Consider the following 15,396-nt stretch of genomic DNA (forward strand, 5'->3'; position numbering starts at 1 on the left):
GGTTGAGCCAGGCGCCCTCGCCACTCACTCCCCAAGCAGCCGAAACTCCAGATAGAGATTGCGCTGCAGGAGCGAGTGGTTGTCGTCGGACATGAGCGAGACCATGGTCGCGCCATCGGCGCGCTGCCAGACATCGAGCGCTTCCATATTGTCGATCTGGTGATCCATGCCAGCGGTAAAGAGCACCGGGCCGTCGGCCACACTGCCCGGCGCGATGGTTGCGCCGTCGATCCGGCGAATGCGCAAGGCGACACCGCTGGCGAAGGTGAAGCGGCGCTCCAGCAGAAGCAGGTCGCCATCCGGCAGAAATGCACCATCGGTAATGTCGAAACCCTCGGAGCGCGCGACGGTGAAAACGCCCTTCATCGGCCCTTCGAGAATGGCGGCAAAGCAATTGCCATCCTCATCGATGCTGCGTTCGGCAACGATGACCCGCGCACCTTCCAGCCGCCCGCCCGGCGGCGCATAGGCGATGGTCTCGAAGCCGCGATTGCTGCGCAACTCCTCTCGCGGCACCAGATAATCGAGATCGCGGATGGCAGCCCCCATCGCATCGCGCTCGATCTCGAACTCGGCAATGCGCTGGACGCGTTCGAAGCTTACGGTCGCCAGGTCGCCCCGGACGGCGATGCCTTCGGCATCCGTGGTCCATTTCTCGCGGGTGGAGTTGCCGTCGCCGTCCACCATGGGCTGCATGGAGAACTCGGCAAAGCCGGCAGGCCGACCTTCGGCATCCCGGGTCACAGTCCCGAAAAACCAGAAACCCGTGTCGGAAACGCCGATGAATTCAGTGCCGGGCGAGATGAAACGAAAAGACGAAAACGCCCCGAAATGATCGACCGGCGAGGTCATGGACAGACCGCCGACGAACTCCAGCGGTCCGAAGCGCTTATCGTGAGAACCGACCGCAAAATGGCGGATGGGCACCGCATTGACCGCCATGGGGATGGACGGTTCCTGGGCCTTTACCGGGATGGCGATCGCAAGGGTGAGCGCCACAAGCAACAGGCGCAGACCCAAGGGACGCAGATCAGCCCGCACGCCGCATCGCGCCGCCGCCGCGGCGCGCGCCCTCTTCCTCGAAGAGCGAGGCAAGCTGCTCGGTCATGGCGCCGGCCAATTCCTCCGCATCGACAATGGTGACGGCGCGGCGATAGTAGCGCGTGACGTCATGGCCGATACCGATGGCCAGAAGCTCGACCGGCGAACGGGTCTCGATCAATTCGATGACACCGCGCAGATGCCGCTCCAGATAATTGCCGGGATTGACCGACAGGGTCGAATCGTCGACCGGCGCGCCATCGGAAATCATCATCATGATCTTGCGCTGCTCGGGCCGCGCCATCAGGCGCTGGTGCGCCCACAGAAGCGCCTCGCCGTCGATGTTTTCCTTCAAGAGCCCCTCGCGCATCATCAGGCCGAGATTGCGGCGGGCGCGACGCCAGGGGGCATCGGCGCTCTTGTAGATGATGTGGCGCAAATCGTTCAAACGGCCGGGATTGGCGGGCTTGCCTTCCTTGAGCCATTTCTCGCGCGCCTGCCCGCCCTTCCACGCACGCGTGGTGAAGCCGAGGATCTCGACGCGCACGCCGCAGCGCTCAAGCGTGCGGGCCAGAATGTCGGCGCAGGTGGCGGCCACCGTGATCGGCCGGCCGCGCATGGAGCCCGAATTGTCGAGCACCAGCGTCACCACCGTGTCGCGGAAATTGGTGTCGCGCTCCTGCTTGAAGGAGAGCGGTTGCATGGGATCGATCACGAGGCGCACGAGGCGCGCCGTGTCGAGCACGCCCTCTTCCAGATCGAAATCCCAGGAGCGGTTCTGCTGTGCCATCAGGCGGCGCTGCAAGCGGTTTGCGAGACGCCCGACCACGCCCTGCAGATTGGCAAGCTGCTTGTCGAGGAAGGCGCGCAGACGGTCGAGCTCTTCCTCGTCGCAAAGCTCTTCGGCACCGATGGTCTCGTCGAACTCGGTGGTGAACACCTTGTAGTCTATGTCGCGGGCGGCCTGGTCGAACGGGCTGTCGGGACGGCGCGCCTCGCCAGGCGTTTCCGAATCGAGCTCGTCATCTTCGGACACATCGTCGGCAGTGGTATCGCCGGCTTCGCTCTCGCCGGTCTCGGTATCCTCGCTCTCGCCGCTGGATTCCTCGCCCTCGCTGTCTTCGCCGCCGGATTCGTCCTCTTCGCTCTGCTCTGCCTGTTCCTGAGCCTCGGGCGCGTCGCTGTCTTCCTCGCTTTCCTCGGTCTGCTCTTCCTCGGCAAGGTCCTCGCCAAGATCGATGGAAGAAAGGAGATCGCGCACGGCACGGGCAAAGCCGTTCTGATCGTCGATCTGGCTGGCAAGCACTTCCATGTCCGCTGCCGCCTTGTCCTCGACCCAGTCGCGCCAGAGCGACACGAGCTTTTCGCCGCTCTTCGGCGCGGGGCGACCGGTCAGCTTTTCGCGCACCATCAGCGCGATGGCCTCCTCAAGCGGCGCATCGGCTTTCTCGGAAACTTCCGCGAGGTTGGCGCGCTCATATTTGTCCTGAAGCATGGCGGCGATGTTGTCGCCCATGCCCTGCATGGCGCGCGAACCGATGGCCTCGACGCGAGCCTGCTCGACGGCGTCGTAAATGGCACGCGCTTCATTGCCTTCCGGCGCAAGGCGGCGGTGCAGATCGGTGTCGTGGCAGGCGCGGCGCAGCGCCATGGAATCGCCGATGCCGCGCGTGACGGTGAGCGCCTCGGCGGTCGCCCGCTTGGGCAGATCCGGAAGGCGGGCGCGGCTGCCCGTGAGCGACGGCTTGTCCTTGGAAAAGGACACCTCAAGCTCGTGATCGCCCGCAACGGCGCGCATGCAGGCGGTGGTGGCCCGCTTGAACGGGTCGAGCGGTGCGTCGGTGGGTTGTCCGGGCTTTCGGTTGGTCTGGCTCACGGGTCGTCTTTTTCTCGGGATCGGCTCAGTGGGCGCGGCCGTCATATTCCTGGGGTTTGAGACCGTTGAGGTCGACACCGTCGAGGCAGCGTACATTCACCGCCGCTATTTTCGTGCCGTCCGGCATCGCGCCTCGGGCGAAGGATTCCATACCGCAACCTGAGCAGAAGAGATGCTCGATCGTGTTGGTGTTGAAGCGATACTCCGTCAGGCTTTCGTCACCCTTTTCCAGAGTGAAATTGTCGAGCGGCGTAAAGGCGAGAATGCTGCCGCGCTTGCTGCAATAGGAGCAATTGCAGGTGATCGGATTCTCGAGATCAACTTCGACGCTGTAGCGCACGGCGCCGCAATGACATCCACCCTGATAACGCATCCGTTCCTCCTGGAACTGTGTGTTTTTCCGCATTTCTGCGGACGTCAGGTGTTTCCACCTGACTGCAAAATGCTTTAGCTCAGCGCAACGTTGGCAGCGCTCTCCGGCAGTTCCTCACCGAAAGCGCGCTGGTAGAACTCGGCGACCAGCGCCCGCTCCAACTCGTCGCACTTGTTCAGGAAGGTCAAGCGGAAGGCGAAGCCGACATCGCCGAAGATCTCGGCGTTTTCGGCCCACATGATCACCGTACGCGGGCTCATGACGGTCGACAGGTCGCCATTCATGAACGCCGAGCGCGTCAAATCGGCAACGCGGACCATGCGCGAGATCGTCTCGCGGCCCTTCTCGGTCTGGAAGTGCTTGTTCTTGGCCTGAACGATGGCGACTTCATCGTCATGCGGCAGATAGTTGAGCGTGGTGACGATGGACCAGCGGTCCATCTGCGCCTGGTTGATCTGCTGCGTGCCGTGGTAGAGGCCGGTCGTGTCGCCCAGGCCGACCGTATTGGCGGTGGCGAACAGGCGGAAAGCGGGATGCGGACGGATGACGCGGCTCTGGTCGAGCAGGGTCAGGCGGCCCGAGGATTCCAGAACGCGCTGGATGACGAACATCACGTCCGGGCGGCCGGCGTCATACTCGTCGAAGACGAGCGCGACATTGTGCTGGTAGGCCCAGGGCAGGATGCCGTCCTTGAATTCGGTGATCTGCTTGCCTTCCTTGACCACGATGGCGTCCTTGCCGACGAGGTCGATACGGCTGACATGGCTATCGAGGTTGATGCGCACGCAGGGCCAGTTGAGACGCGCGGCGACCTGCTCAATGTGGGTCGATTTGCCGGTGCCGTGATAGCCGGAAACCATCACGCGGCGATTGTGCGCAAAACCTGCCAGAATCGCGAGCGTCGTCTGCTTGTCGAACAGATAGTCGGGATCGACATCCGGCACGTGGGAATCGGCCACGGAATAGGCCGGCACAACCATGTCGGACTCAAAGCCGAACGTGTCTTTCACCGAAACGGTCGTGTCGGGCAAATTGGCGATATCGCGGTCAATCTTGTTCATCATGCCTCCAGCGGCCAGGCCCTCGCCTGCATCGCTTGAACTGTTCGTTTTTCCGGAGCGTCTCATCAGACTTTGTTCAACGCGTCTTATCAGACGCCCGCTTTAACAGAAACCCGCCTGTTTCAACAGACGGTATGCTTCAAGCACGCTTCTGAGCCGGTCTTCAGAACCCCGGTCGCCACCATTCGCATCGGGATGGTGCTGCTTCACCAGATCCTTATACCGCGACTTGATCTGTTCGCCAGTCGCTTGTGCGCCCAGGCCCAGTGTTTCGAGCGCCTTGGCCTCAAGCGGCTTCAGCCGCTTTTCGCGCGGCTTGCGCGCGGCCTGCTGCTCGCCGAACATGTTGAAAGGGTCGCCCATCCGGTTGTGATAGGCAGCGCGGCCGGAGCGATAAGTCGAAAAATCGGCCGCCGCTCGGGTCTCGCCACTGCCGCCCATCTTCCAGGTCGGGCGATGCCCGGTCAGCGCTTCCTTCTGGTAGCGCGCGACTTCCGTGTCGCTGAGACCGGAGAAATAGTTATAACCCTTGTTGTATTGCCGCGCGTGATCGACGCAGAAGCGGAAATACTGGCCCTCCGCGTGACGCCCCACAGGCGCACGGTGCATGCCCGGCTCATCACAGCCATCCCACTGGCAGCGCGGCGCGCGAGATTTCGCCTCCGCCTGCGGGTCGGGTCGAATGCGAATTTTCTCGAAATATTTCGAGTAGGGTTTCATATCGGACTGCGTGTCACCAAATCAGTGTGGAAGTATGGCCGCTCAGCGCCGGGATACAAGAATTGACTTTTGGCCAAAGTTCGACCTAGCGCTTGAATCGAACGTGAATTTGGGGATGTCCCCCATATGGTGTGAGGAGACGCGATTGTCCATCCAGTCAACGATAGAAAGCAAGCTGACCAGCGCATTTTCGCCAGAACGGCTAGCCGTGATCAATGAAAGCCACCTGCACGCGGGCCATCAGGAGCATTTCGACGGAACCGGCGAAACGCATTTTCGTGTGCGGATTGTCGCAGAAGCCTTTGCCGGCATGAGCCGCGTCGAGCGGCACCGTGCCGTCAACGAACTGCTTGCCGAAGAGCTCAAGGACCCCGTGCACGCACTGGCGATCGAGCCGACAGCGCCGGGAGAGCCGACGCGCTGGTGATACGGCAGTACCGGGCGGTTACCCCAGCGGCCTGATCCGCAGCCTTGTGATGCGGTTCTTGTCGCGCTTCATGACGATGAAGCGCTTGCCGAAGAAGGTGAACGCCTGCTTCTCATCCGGAATGGTCTGGGTTTCGTGGATGACGAGACCCGCGATCGTCGTCGCTTCCTCATCCGGCAGGTCCCAGTCGAGTGCGCGATTCAGGTCGCGGATCGGCACGGAACCTTCCACGACGATGGAGCCGTCTGCTTCCTGCTTGACGCCCTGCACCTCCACATCGTGTTCGTCGGCGATATCGCCGACGATTTCCTCGATGATGTCCTCAAGCGTTACCAGGCCCTCCACCTCGCCATACTCATCGACCACGATGGCGATGTGCGCCTTGCGGCGCAGAAAGGCGTTGAGCTGATCCTGCAGCGTGGTCGTGTCGGGCACGAACCATGGTTTCGAGGCCACTTTGGCGATGTCGATCCTGGTATAGTCGTTCTGCACATCGCCCAGCGCGCGCAGCAGATCCTTCGCGTGGACCACGCCGACAATGTTTTCCGTCGAGCCCTTCCAGATCGGGATGCGGGTATAGGGGCTTTGAAGGATCTCGCGCACCACGACTTCGGGCGCCTCATCCGCATTGACCGAGCGCATGTTGGTGCGGTGGATCATGACGTCCGAAACTTCCAGTTCATGCAGGTCGAGCAGACCACCGACGCGGTCGCGGTCCTGTTTGACCACGGCGCCCTCACGGTGCAGGACCTCCACGGTGCCGCGCAGCTCCTCATGCGCGGAAAGCATCGATTCGCGGCTTTGCAGGTCGACACCGAAGATTGCCAGAAGAAGCCGGACAATCGCATTGGCGAGCGATGACAGGAACCCGAACAGAAGCACCACAACACGGGCGAAGGGCGATACGGTGAGGGCGAAGAGCTCCGGCTTTGCCAGCGCCCAGGATTTCGGCAGGATCTCGGCGAAGATGACCAGCAGAACAGTCATGATGACGGTGGCGTAGAGCACGCCGGCATCGCCGAAGAGTTTCAGGAACAGACTGGTTGTCAGCGCCGAGGCAAGGATGTTGACCAGATTGTTGCCGATCAGCAGCGCGCCGACGAGCCTGTCGCGCCGCTGGATCAGCCGGTCGACCAGGCCGGCGCGCGCGTCGCCATTGGCCTCCATCGTATGGAGCCTGGCCCGTGAGACAGCCGTCATGCCGGTCTCGGTTCCCGAAAAGAGAAAGGAGAGCGCGATCAGGCCCAGAATGATACCACCGGTGATCCACATCTCGGCTGTCATTGCGAAAGAGCTCCCTCAAGAAAGGAAAGAACCTGGCTGGTCGGCACGTCTTTCGCAACGAAAGACTGGCCGACGCCGCGGGTGAGAATGAAGGTGAGCGCGCCGCGCGACACCTTTTTGTCCTGCGCGATATAGGTCAAAAGCTGCTCTGCGCCAGGCAGACCGCCCGGCACATCGGAAAGCCGGGTCGGCAGGCCGACAGCGGCGAGATGCGCCTCGACGCGCTCGGCATCGTCGGGACTTGCCAGATTGAGCTGCGTGGAGAAGCGGTGCGCCAGAGCCATCCCGATCGCAACGCCCTCGCCATGCACAAGACGCGCGCTGTCATAACCGGTGGCTGCCTCCAGCGCGTGACCGAATGTGTGGCCGAGATTGAGCAGCGCGCGGTCACCCTTTTCCAGCTCGTCGCGGGCCACCACATCGGCCTTGGCCTGACAGGACTGCGCGATCGCCTCAACCCGCTCGGACCCGCCGGCAAACACCGCCTGCCAGTTTTTCTCCAGCCAGGCAAAGAACTCTGGCCGGTCAATGAGGCCGTATTTGGCGACTTCGGCATAGCCCGCGCGGAACTCGCGCGGCGAGAGCGTGTCGAGCACCGCCGTATCGGCAATGACAAGCTGCGGCTGATGGAACACGCCGACGAGGTTCTTGCCATGGGCGGTGTTGATGCCGGTTTTGCCGCCAACGGAGGAGTCCACCTGGGCGAGCAGCGACGTGGGTGCCTGCACGAAGTGCATGCCGCGCCGCACGATGCCGGACGCGAAGCCAGCCAGATCGCCCACCACGCCGCCGCCAAGCGGAATGACGATGTCGCCGCGCTCAAGCCGGGCATCGAGAATGCCGGACACCACCTCTTCAAGCGTTGCGAAACTTTTCGAGCGCTCGCCGGGGGCAACTATGATGGCGCTCGCCTCGATGCCGGCATCAGCGAGACTGCCCTGAAGTGTCGCCAGATGATTTTCCGCGACATTGGCGTCGGTGACGATGGCGGCGCGCACGCCCGGAAGGCGGCGCGCGATCTCCGCACCCGCCCGCCGAAGCAGGTCCGGCCCGATCAGGATGTCGTAGGAGCGCGCGCCAAGCGAAACACGCACTTTGGCGGGCGCGGCATTCACATCGTTCATGATCGGGTGTCCTTCCGGTGTTCGTCCTCCCCTTTCGGGGCCTGGTTCTGCAGATGGTCGTCAAGAGCGGCAATCACTTCGGCGACGATGACCTCCTTGGCCTCGTTGCGCGAGTGAACAACGATGTCGGCCTCGGCATAAAGCGGGTAGCGCTCGTCCATCAGGCGACGCATGACCCCTTCGGGATCGTCATTGTTCAGGAGCGGCCGGTTGGAGCGGCGGCCGACGCGTTCCATCAGGGTCGGCAGGTCGGCCTTCAGCCAGACCGAGATGCCGCGGCGCGCGACGGCCCGCCGTGTCTGCGCGCTCATGAACGCACCGCCGCCGGTGGAGACGACACGCGGCCCGCTTTTAAGCAGACGCGCGATCACCCGACGCTCCAGCGAGCGGAATTCGCTCTCTCCATAGGCCGCGAACAGGTCCGGCACCGTCATGCGCGAAACGGTCTCGATCTCGTGATCGCTGTCGATGAATGGCAGCTTCAGTGCATCGGCCACACGCCGGCCAATCACCGTCTTGCCGGCACCCATCAGGCCGACGAACACAAGCGAGCGCCTGCCAAGCCGGTGGGCGAGATTTTCGATATCTGGAACGGATAGGTTTTCGGTGACTGTCATGCTCGCGCCTCTGCCTGCCGGTTTCGACACAAAAGCCATGATCCGTCAAGCGCTTGACAGGCAGGCAACGCAGTTACCCGCTTGCAATCGACAGACCGGCATCCCATAAACGGGCTGGGCAGGGGAAGTCAGAATGGGGCATTGAAGGCATGCCGACACTTTTTCGGCTATTGATGATCATCGCGGTGCTGGCCGGGCTGGTTTATGGTGCGATGGTCGCCCTCGTGACCTTCGTGGAACCGCAGACCGGCGAGATGAGCGTGCGGATCCCGGCAGATAAACTGAACCCGTCACAATGACCTCCCGGATCGGCAGCGGCGCGCGGATCGAGGCCTTTCTGGAGATGATGGCCGCCGAGCGCGGCGCCAGCGACAACACGCTTGCCTCCTATCGCCGCGATCTGGAAGACGCCGCCCAGCACGTGGCGGCAAAGGGACAGGCCCTGCAGGATGCCGGCGCTGACGATCTGCGCGATTTCCTCACCGCCCTCTCGGCTCAGGGTTTTGCGGCGACGACCCAGACCCGCAAGCTCTCGGCACTCAGGCAGTTTTTCCAGTTTCTCTATGCCGAAGGACTGCGCGGCGACGACCCGACGGGCGTGCTCGACAGCCCGAAGAAGGGGCGCGGCCTGCCGAAGACGCTGAGCGAGGAAGAGACCGGAAGCCTGCTTGAACGGGCCGAAACGGAGGCCCGCGAGGCCGCTCCGGGCGCCCCGGAGCACGTTACCGCGTTACGGCTCCACGCACTGCTCGAAGTGCTTTATGCTTCGGGGCTGCGCGTTTCGGAACTGGTGAGCCTGCCGGTGACGGTTGCGCTGCGGGATGAGCGTTTCTTTGCTGTGCGCGGCAAGGGCGGCAAGGAGCGCATCGTGCCGCTTTCGGGCAAGGCACGCGCGGCCATGCAGGCCTGGCTCGCGGTGCGGAAGGCGAGCCCCTCCCGGGCAGAAAGCACCTGGCTCTTTCCCGCCGGTTCCGAGAGTGGTCACCTGCCACGCCAGGTCTTTGCACGGGAATTGAAGGGGGTCGCCGCGCGGGCGGGGATCGACACGGCAAAAATCTCGCCGCATGTGCTGCGCCACGCCTTTGCAAGCCATCTTCTGCAGAACGGCGCGGACCTGCGCGCCGTGCAGGAACTGCTCGGCCATTCGGACATCTCCACGACGCAAATCTATACGCATGTGCTTGAAAAACGCCTTGCCGAGCTGGTTCAAAAGCACCATCCGCTTGCCGATTAGCTTCATCAACGTTATGTGGAGCGTCACATTACCGGCGGCAGGCCGTGTTCAACCAAGAGATGCCTCTATCGCAGTGTCTCGTGTTCGATTTGGCGAGTGAATGTACAACTATCTCGATTTTGAAAAGCCCGTTGCCGATCTCGAAGGCCAGATCCTTGAACTGAAAAAGCTCGCCGAAAGCGGCGAAGCGGTGGACGTTGCCGACGAGATCGCACGCCTTGAGAAGCGCTCCAAGGACGCGCTTATCGAAATCTACAGGTCGCTGACGCCCTGGCAGAAGGCACAGGTCGCCCGCCATCCCGACCGCCCGCACTGCCTCGATTATGTGCGCGGGCTCTTTACCGACTTCACGCCACTGGCCGGCGACCGTGCCTATGGCGAAGACAATGCGGTGATCGCCGGCTTTGCACGCTTCAATGGCGAATCCGTTGCGGTGATCGGGCAGGAAAAAGGCAATGACACGCAGAGCCGGCTGAAGCACAATTTCGGCATGGCCCGGCCCGAAGGCTACCGCAAGGCGGTGCGTGTGATGGATCTGGCAGACCGTTTCGGCATCCCACTGATCAGCATCGTCGACACGACCGGCGCCTATCCCGGCATTGGCGCGGAAGAGCGCGGACAGGCGGAAGCCATCGCCCAGTCGACCTCCCGCTGCCTTGGTCTGAAAGTTCCGAACATCGCCGTGGTCATCGGCGAAGGCGGCTCGGGCGGTGCAATTGCCATCGCCACGGCCAACCAGGTCTACATGCTGGAACACGCCATCTATTCGGTGATCTCGCCGGAGGGTGCCGCCTCCATCCTGTGGCGCGACTCAGCGCGCGCCAAGGATGCGGCCACCAACATGAAGATCACCGCACAGGACCTGATGGGCCTCAAGGTGATCGACGGTATTATCCCCGAGCCCATCGGCGGCGCGCACCGGGCACCGGAAAAGGTGATTGCGGCGGCCGGCGACCAGATCGAGAAGGGTTTTGCCGAAATGGCCGACGGCAAGATGGATTACCGCGAGCATCGCCGCGAGAAGTTCCTCGCCATCGGCCGGACATTGTAGGCCCCGATCAGGCGGCGGAAGCGCGCTGCGGTCTGCGGACAACGCGGACGGTACCGCTGTTTCCGCCACCGCAGAAAAAGCGGTCTCCACCATCGGATTCGAGACCCGAAATGCCCATACCGGACGGCATGTCCAGTTGGGTCAGCACTGCCCCGGTTTCGGGGTCGATGCGCCTCAATTCGCTTTCGTCACCTTCCCACGTACCGTGCCATAGCTCTCCGTCCACCCAGGTGACGCCCGTAACAAACCGGGTGGACTCGATCGTGCGCAGGATCGCACCGGTTTCCGGGTCGATCTTGTGAATCTTCCGCTCACGATACTGCCCGACCCAAAGCGCGCCATCGGCCCAGGCCAGACCGGAGCTGCCTCCGTCCTGCGGTGCCGGAATGCTTGCCAGAACCGAACCCGTTTTCGGATCGATTTTCTGGATCCGGTCTTCCGCGATCTGAAACATGTGCGTGCCGTCGAAAGCCGTGCCCGCCATTGCCGTCATTTCGATCGAGCGAACGATCTTCTCTGTTCCGGGATCGACGGCGTTCAACCTGTCTCCCGAAGCAAACCACACATTCTGTCCGTCATGGGTGACGCCGTGAACGGCCTCCACCTCCGGGAAGGGGCCGAGTTCCTGGATGATGTCTGCTTTTGATCTGGTCATGATCCATTTCCTTTCCGATTGATCATGGATCGAGCCTATCCGTCGGTGATTTTGGCCGGGAGTAACAAGTTTGTCGGGAAACCGGGCAGTGTGGGCACGACCCAGCGACAGGCACGGCCGCTCCCGAAAGACCGCACCTTGCCCCCCTCCCGCAGCCGCTCAAGCGCCCGCTGGACAGTGCGGGAGCTGACGCCAAGCGCCAGAGCAAGCGCAGCGCTGGACCACGCCTCGCCATCGCCAAGCAGGGCAAGCAAATCGGCATGGCTGTCTTCCACAGGCTGCGCCAGAACAACCACGTTCCGCCCCTCCGGAACGGTCAGAACGAAACCGGCATCCGTGGCGCGCAGACCTGCATGGTCCTTGAGAAGCGCGCGCAACCTGCCGATCTCGACCCGCAAACGTGCACGGTGGGACTCGTCCGCAACGCGGCCTCTGAACGCTTTTGCCACCAGCGTCTCGCGTGACGCGTCCGACGGCCATGCTTCGGCAAGCGCACGCGCAAGGGCGAAGAGAACCGGACGCGTCTCAAGCCCGATGATCGCGCCTTCGCTGCGGACCACATGCCGGCAGGCATCCACCACGAACATGTTCCCCGCAAGAAGCACCTCCACCTGTTCGAGCAGGAGCAGTTCGTCCCGCTCGCTCGCCACCAGCCTCGCCACCGGCGCCGCCAGCGCCCGAGTGGCGTCGTCGACCTCGCTTAACAGCGCTGGAATACCAGCCTGCCCTGCAGAAGAAGCAGCGCGCTCCAAAGCCCTTTTCGCCTTCGCGGCTTCGATCCGACGCATGGCGATGCCAGCGACCACCATGTCGCAGCCGGCCTGCGCCTGCAGTGGCAGCAAGCCCGGTTCGAGCATATCGAGTTCCCGCTCGGCCTCATCCAGACGACCGATCAGCAGGAGATGCCGCGCGGAGAGGTAGCGGGCATAGGCGGCGTTGATGGTGTCGCCGTGACGTTCCAGCGTATCGCGTGCCCGTTGAAGCGCCTTCTCCGGCCAGCCGAGATCGCGCGAGACAAGGGCAATCTCGGCTTCAGCCACAATACAGCGTGCCCGGGCCCTGTGTTCGCGCGGACTGAAAGCGCGGGCCGCGCGGCGCAGAAGCGCCTTGGCCAGTTCCAGATCGCCGAGTTGCGCCATGGCAATACCGCGCAATGCGAGTGCCGGCGCATCACTGCGCAGGGCAATGCGATTGAGCGCGCCCAGAGGGTCACCCGCCGCTAGGGCACGGCCCGCTGCCGTAATCAGAGCGTCCATCTAAATCGCGCCACGATTGTCTCACTCCCCCGCCCCCGAAAACCGGTCCCTACTCTACCGGACAGCCGCCCACCGACAAGACGCGGATGAAATGCGGTCATGCTAAGGAGAAAATCATGACTGTGCACACGACCGGGATACGTGCCGGGGCTCATACCAGCCGTGTAAGGCTCATCAGCCCGGTCAAAGCACCTTGCGCAGAAATGCGCGCGTGCGCGGGTCCCTGGGCTCGGTGAACATCGTGTCGGGCGGCCCCTGCTCGACGATCTTCCCGCCATCCATGAACAGGATGCGGTCGGCAATGTCGCGGGCGAACTGCATCTCGTGGGTGACGATCAGCATGGTCTGGCGCGCATCCGCGATACGCTTGAGCAATTGCAGCACCTCGTCCACCCATTCGGGATCGAGCGCCGAGGTGGGCTCGTCGATCAGCATGATCTCGGCCTCTGCCGCCATGGCGCGGCCGATACCGACACGCTGCTGCTGGCCGCCGGAAAGCGCGGCGGGATAGCTCTGCGCCTTGTCGGCGAGACCGATCGTTGCAAGAATCTCCTCGGCGCGGGCGTGCGCCCTGGCCTTCTCCCAACCCCGGACGGTGATGAGACCCTCGGCGATGTTGTCGCGCGCGGTCTTGTTGGCAAAGAGCGCGTAGTTCTGGAACACGAAGGAGGTCTGCCGCCTGAGCGCCAGTTCGTCCGCCGAACCTGCCCTGCGCGCGTCGACGGTGACGGGGCCGATGGTGATGGTTCCCTCGTCCGGCCTTTCGAGAAAGTTGAGCGAGCGCAGCAAAGTCGACTTGCCGGTGCCGGAGGGTCCAATGATCGCCACCCGCTCGCCGGAACGAATGTCGAGGTCGATGCCGTCAAGCACGGTATTAGCGCCGAAGTGCTTGGTGAGCCCCTTGACCGAGATCATCGCGCCACCGCCTTTCCGAGCCGTGCTTCGAGCTGGCGCTGGACGACCGTCAGCGCCTCGACGATGACCCAGTAGACAATGGCGACGAGAATGAAGGCCTCGAAATAGAGAAAGCTGCCGGCCGCTTCCTTCTGTGCCGCGCCCATCAGTTCGGTCACACCCAGCGTGAATGCAAGCGAGGTGCTCTTGATGATGTCGACGAAATAGTTGACCAGCGTGGGGGCAGCGATGCGGGCCGCCTGCGGCAGGATAATGCGTCGCATCATCTGCGATGTCGTCATGCCGACTGAGCGCGCCGCCTCCCACTGTGAGCGATCAACGCCGAGGATCGCGGCGCGAATGCTTTCGGCCATGTAGGCCGCGAAATGCAGGGTGATCCCCATGATGGCCGCAGTGACGCCATTGATGGCTGTCAGGAACGAAAACACCTGCGGCAGGCCATAATAGAACAGGAAGAGCTGCACCAGAAGCGGCGTACCGCGAAAGAAGCTGATGAAGATCTGTGTGAAACCATCGAGCAGGGGCACCCGCATGACGCGCACAATGGCCATCAGCGAGGCGAGCAACAGCGCAAAAACCATGGCCACCGACGCCATGGCGAGCGTCAGCGGCACATATTTGAGAAGCACAGGGACGAGCCCCAGCATGTAGTCGAGATCAAGCGGTCTCATCGTCCCCGGCTCTCATCGGTGTTACGTGTTTACTGGGTAATGTCGGTGCCGAACCATTTCTGCGAGATTTCGGTCAGCGTCCCGTTTTCCTTCAGCGTGGTGATAGCCGCGTCCACGCGGTCGCGCAGCGCCTTGCCTTCATCGTCGTTGCGGAACGGGAGCGCGTTGCGGATCTCGGAGAAGGGCTGGCCGGCGAGCGCCAGCGGCAGCGGCGTTTCCTTGATCACCTGGCTGGCGCTGACGCGGTCCATGACGAAAGCGTCAACGCGGCCGAGCGCCGTGTCCTGCTCGAGATTGCTCTCATAGGTCTTGATTTCGATCTCGTCGGCATAGGGCAGTTCGCGCAGAAGCTGCTCGAAATTGGAGCCGAGATTAACCGCGACCGAGCGGCCCTTGAGGCTTTCAGGTCCGGTGATCTCACCCTCATTGCCCTTCTTCACGACCACCTGCGCACCGTCGATCACATAGGGCTGCGAGAAGGCGAACTTCGCCTCGCGCTCGGGCGTGATGGTGATCTGGTTGGCGATCGTGTCGATGCGGTTGGATTCGAGCGCGCCGACAAGGCCGGAAAAGCTCATGGTGACATATTCCACGTCATCACCCGTCTCCTTGACCACGGCATCGATGAAATCCACCTCGAAACCCTGAAGCTTGTCCTGCTTGACGAAGGTGAACGGGAAATAGCCTCCCGACATGCCGACACGAATGGTCTCTGCCTGGGATGCCGAAACGGTGGCGGCGAAAATTGCTGCTGCTAGTGCCAGTTTGCGCATTGTAATCTCCAGCGGCGCCCCTGCGCCTGCGTGTTGCTTGGTGCGGCACAAATAGTCAGTATAGAAAAATTTTCTATAGGCCCGCCGTTTTCCTTATTTAAAAAGCAAAATTCTTATACTTCTGACACATGGAAGCGTATCGGATGCCAAGAAGAGGGATTGTTTGAGTATGATTTAACCGCTTTGTCATAGGCACGAAGGCGAACTACCGGGCAGAAAGCCAACTCGCGAACACGCTTCAGCCTCTTGCGCGCACAACATTCCTCCCCTCGATCGCCGTGCGTCCATCCGGACGCACAAGGGACGATCCAGACTATA

The 15,396-nt window shown here is 62.5% G+C and carries 17 protein-coding genes; 4 read left to right on the top strand and 13 right to left on the bottom strand.

The window, feature by feature from the left end; all coding sequences use genetic code 11:
- Positions 1–24 precede the first annotated feature (24 nt).
- The 5 genes from BLW55_RS09605 to BLW55_RS09625 form a co-directional block, all read right to left on the bottom strand.
- Positions 25–1,041: an esterase-like activity of phytase family protein gene (locus BLW55_RS09605; RefSeq protein WP_425286763.1), complete on the bottom strand. Its 1,017-nt coding sequence runs from the start codon at positions 1,039–1,041 to the stop codon at positions 25–27.
- Positions 1,031–2,962 (bottom strand): cobaltochelatase subunit CobT, encoded by a 1,932-nt coding sequence (gene cobT / locus BLW55_RS09610; protein ID WP_177175060.1) that lies wholly within the window; start codon positions 2,960–2,962, stop codon positions 1,031–1,033. Before cobT ends, BLW55_RS09605 begins: the two co-directional genes overlap by 11 nt.
- Positions 2,943–3,290, bottom strand: coding sequence for a GFA family protein (locus tag BLW55_RS09615; RefSeq protein WP_025029546.1), 348 nt, complete (start codon positions 3,288–3,290; stop codon positions 2,943–2,945). The genes cobT and BLW55_RS09615 overlap by 20 nt, the downstream gene beginning before the upstream one ends.
- Positions 3,291–3,364: 74 nt before the next feature.
- A complete protein-coding gene (gene cobS / locus BLW55_RS09620; protein ID WP_090329944.1) occupies positions 3,365–4,351 on the bottom strand; it encodes a cobaltochelatase subunit CobS in 987 nt (328 codons plus the stop codon).
- 102 nt (positions 4,352–4,453) lie between these two features.
- Positions 4,454–5,071, bottom strand: a complete 618-nt coding sequence (locus BLW55_RS09625) for a J domain-containing protein (protein WP_090328565.1) — start codon at positions 5,069–5,071, stop codon at positions 4,454–4,456.
- Between the two features lie 145 nt (positions 5,072–5,216).
- Here BLW55_RS09625 and BLW55_RS09630 point away from each other — a divergent pair, with 145 nt between their 5' ends.
- Positions 5,217–5,498: a BolA family protein gene (locus tag BLW55_RS09630; RefSeq protein WP_007010274.1), complete on the top strand. Its 282-nt coding sequence runs from the start codon at positions 5,217–5,219 to the stop codon at positions 5,496–5,498.
- Between the two features lie 18 nt (positions 5,499–5,516).
- Here BLW55_RS09630 and BLW55_RS09635 read toward each other — a convergent pair whose 3' ends face one another.
- Genes BLW55_RS09635 through BLW55_RS09645 form a run of 3 tightly spaced genes read right to left on the bottom strand, consistent with a single transcriptional unit; the run spans position 5,517 to position 8,523 of the window.
- Complete coding sequence (locus BLW55_RS09635; RefSeq protein WP_007010273.1) at positions 5,517–6,782, bottom strand: HlyC/CorC family transporter; 1,266 nt, start codon at positions 6,780–6,782, stop codon at positions 5,517–5,519.
- The gene (aroB, locus tag BLW55_RS09640; RefSeq protein ID WP_090328567.1) at positions 6,779–7,906 is read right to left on the bottom strand and encodes a 3-dehydroquinate synthase; all 1,128 of its coding nucleotides are present in this window, start codon (positions 7,904–7,906) and stop codon (positions 6,779–6,781) included. Before aroB ends, BLW55_RS09635 begins: the two co-directional genes overlap by 4 nt.
- Complete coding sequence (locus BLW55_RS09645) at positions 7,903–8,523, bottom strand: shikimate kinase (RefSeq protein WP_007010271.1); 621 nt, start codon at positions 8,521–8,523, stop codon at positions 7,903–7,905. The genes aroB and BLW55_RS09645 overlap by 4 nt, the downstream gene beginning before the upstream one ends.
- A 149-nt stretch (positions 8,524–8,672) precedes the next feature.
- On the opposite strand from BLW55_RS09645, the gene BLW55_RS09650 reads away from it, so the two are divergent.
- The 3 genes from BLW55_RS09650 to BLW55_RS09660 all read left to right on the top strand — a co-directional run bounded on the left by BLW55_RS09650 (position 8,673) and on the right by BLW55_RS09660 (position 10,808).
- On the top strand, positions 8,673–8,822 hold the full coding sequence (locus tag BLW55_RS09650) for a hypothetical protein (RefSeq protein ID WP_007010270.1): 150 nt from the start codon (positions 8,673–8,675) through the stop codon (positions 8,820–8,822).
- Positions 8,823–8,830: 8 nt separating this feature from the next.
- Positions 8,831–9,757 (top strand): site-specific tyrosine recombinase XerD, encoded by a 927-nt coding sequence (xerD, locus tag BLW55_RS09655; RefSeq protein WP_177175124.1) that lies wholly within the window; start codon positions 8,831–8,833, stop codon positions 9,755–9,757.
- A 100-nt stretch (positions 9,758–9,857) separates the two neighbouring features.
- Positions 9,858–10,808 carry an acetyl-CoA carboxylase carboxyltransferase subunit alpha gene (locus BLW55_RS09660; protein WP_090328571.1) on the top strand — a complete coding sequence of 317 codons (951 nt, stop codon included), beginning with the start codon at positions 9,858–9,860 and terminating at the stop codon, positions 10,806–10,808.
- A 7-nt stretch (positions 10,809–10,815) separates the two neighbouring features.
- Here the strand turns inward: BLW55_RS09660 and BLW55_RS09665 are convergent, their stop codons facing one another.
- The 5 genes from BLW55_RS09665 to BLW55_RS09685 all read right to left on the bottom strand — a co-directional run bounded on the left by BLW55_RS09665 (position 10,816) and on the right by BLW55_RS09685 (position 15,078).
- Positions 10,816–11,463, bottom strand: a complete 648-nt coding sequence (locus BLW55_RS09665; protein WP_090328572.1) for a Vgb family protein — start codon at positions 11,461–11,463, stop codon at positions 10,816–10,818.
- Positions 11,464–11,498: 35 nt separating this feature from the next.
- Positions 11,499–12,719 (bottom strand): HTH domain-containing protein, encoded by a 1,221-nt coding sequence (locus tag BLW55_RS09670; RefSeq protein ID WP_090328574.1) that lies wholly within the window; start codon positions 12,717–12,719, stop codon positions 11,499–11,501.
- Between the two features lie 183 nt (positions 12,720–12,902).
- Complete coding sequence (locus BLW55_RS09675; protein ID WP_025029552.1) at positions 12,903–13,634, bottom strand: amino acid ABC transporter ATP-binding protein; 732 nt, start codon at positions 13,632–13,634, stop codon at positions 12,903–12,905.
- Complete coding sequence (locus BLW55_RS09680; protein WP_007010264.1) at positions 13,631–14,305, bottom strand: amino acid ABC transporter permease; 675 nt, start codon at positions 14,303–14,305, stop codon at positions 13,631–13,633. The genes BLW55_RS09675 and BLW55_RS09680 overlap by 4 nt, the downstream gene beginning before the upstream one ends.
- Positions 14,306–14,334: 29 nt before the next feature.
- On the bottom strand, positions 14,335–15,078 hold the full coding sequence (locus tag BLW55_RS09685; RefSeq protein ID WP_007010263.1) for an amino acid ABC transporter substrate-binding protein: 744 nt from the start codon (positions 15,076–15,078) through the stop codon (positions 14,335–14,337).
- Positions 15,079–15,396 lie beyond the last annotated feature (318 nt).

It is taken from the genome of Nitratireductor aquibiodomus, assembly GCF_900105565.1.
GTDB classification, from domain to species: Bacteria; Pseudomonadota; Alphaproteobacteria; order Rhizobiales; family Rhizobiaceae; genus Nitratireductor; species Nitratireductor aquibiodomus.

Excerpts from the sequence above, each read along its gene's own strand:
- cobT (WP_177175060.1), bottom strand. The coding sequence starts at position 2,962 with ATGACGGCCGCGCCCACTGAGCCGATCCCGAGAAAAAGACGACCCGTG.
- BLW55_RS09615 (WP_025029546.1), bottom strand. The coding sequence starts at position 3,290 with ATGCGTTATCAGGGTGGATGTCATTGCGGCGCCGTGCGCTACAGCGTC.
- cobS (WP_090329944.1), bottom strand. The coding sequence starts at position 4,351 with ATGAACAAGATTGACCGCGATATCGCCAATTTGCCCGACACGACCGTT.
- BLW55_RS09625 (WP_090328565.1), bottom strand. The coding sequence starts at position 5,071 with ATGAAACCCTACTCGAAATATTTCGAGAAAATTCGCATTCGACCCGAC.
- BLW55_RS09635 (WP_007010273.1), bottom strand. The coding sequence starts at position 6,782 with ATGACAGCCGAGATGTGGATCACCGGTGGTATCATTCTGGGCCTGATC.
- aroB (WP_090328567.1), bottom strand. The coding sequence starts at position 7,906 with ATGAACGATGTGAATGCCGCGCCCGCCAAAGTGCGTGTTTCGCTTGGC.
- BLW55_RS09645 (WP_007010271.1), bottom strand. The coding sequence starts at position 8,523 with ATGACAGTCACCGAAAACCTATCCGTTCCAGATATCGAAAATCTCGCC.
- BLW55_RS09650 (WP_007010270.1), top strand. The coding sequence starts at position 8,673 with ATGCCGACACTTTTTCGGCTATTGATGATCATCGCGGTGCTGGCCGGG.
- BLW55_RS09660 (WP_090328571.1), top strand. The coding sequence starts at position 9,858 with ATGTACAACTATCTCGATTTTGAAAAGCCCGTTGCCGATCTCGAAGGC.
- BLW55_RS09665 (WP_090328572.1), bottom strand. The coding sequence starts at position 11,463 with ATGACCAGATCAAAAGCAGACATCATCCAGGAACTCGGCCCCTTCCCG.
- BLW55_RS09670 (WP_090328574.1), bottom strand. The coding sequence starts at position 12,719 with ATGGACGCTCTGATTACGGCAGCGGGCCGTGCCCTAGCGGCGGGTGAC.
- BLW55_RS09675 (WP_025029552.1), bottom strand. The coding sequence starts at position 13,634 with ATGATCTCGGTCAAGGGGCTCACCAAGCACTTCGGCGCTAATACCGTG.
- BLW55_RS09680 (WP_007010264.1), bottom strand. The coding sequence starts at position 14,305 with ATGAGACCGCTTGATCTCGACTACATGCTGGGGCTCGTCCCTGTGCTT.
- BLW55_RS09685 (WP_007010263.1), bottom strand. The coding sequence starts at position 15,078 with ATGCGCAAACTGGCACTAGCAGCAGCAATTTTCGCCGCCACCGTTTCG.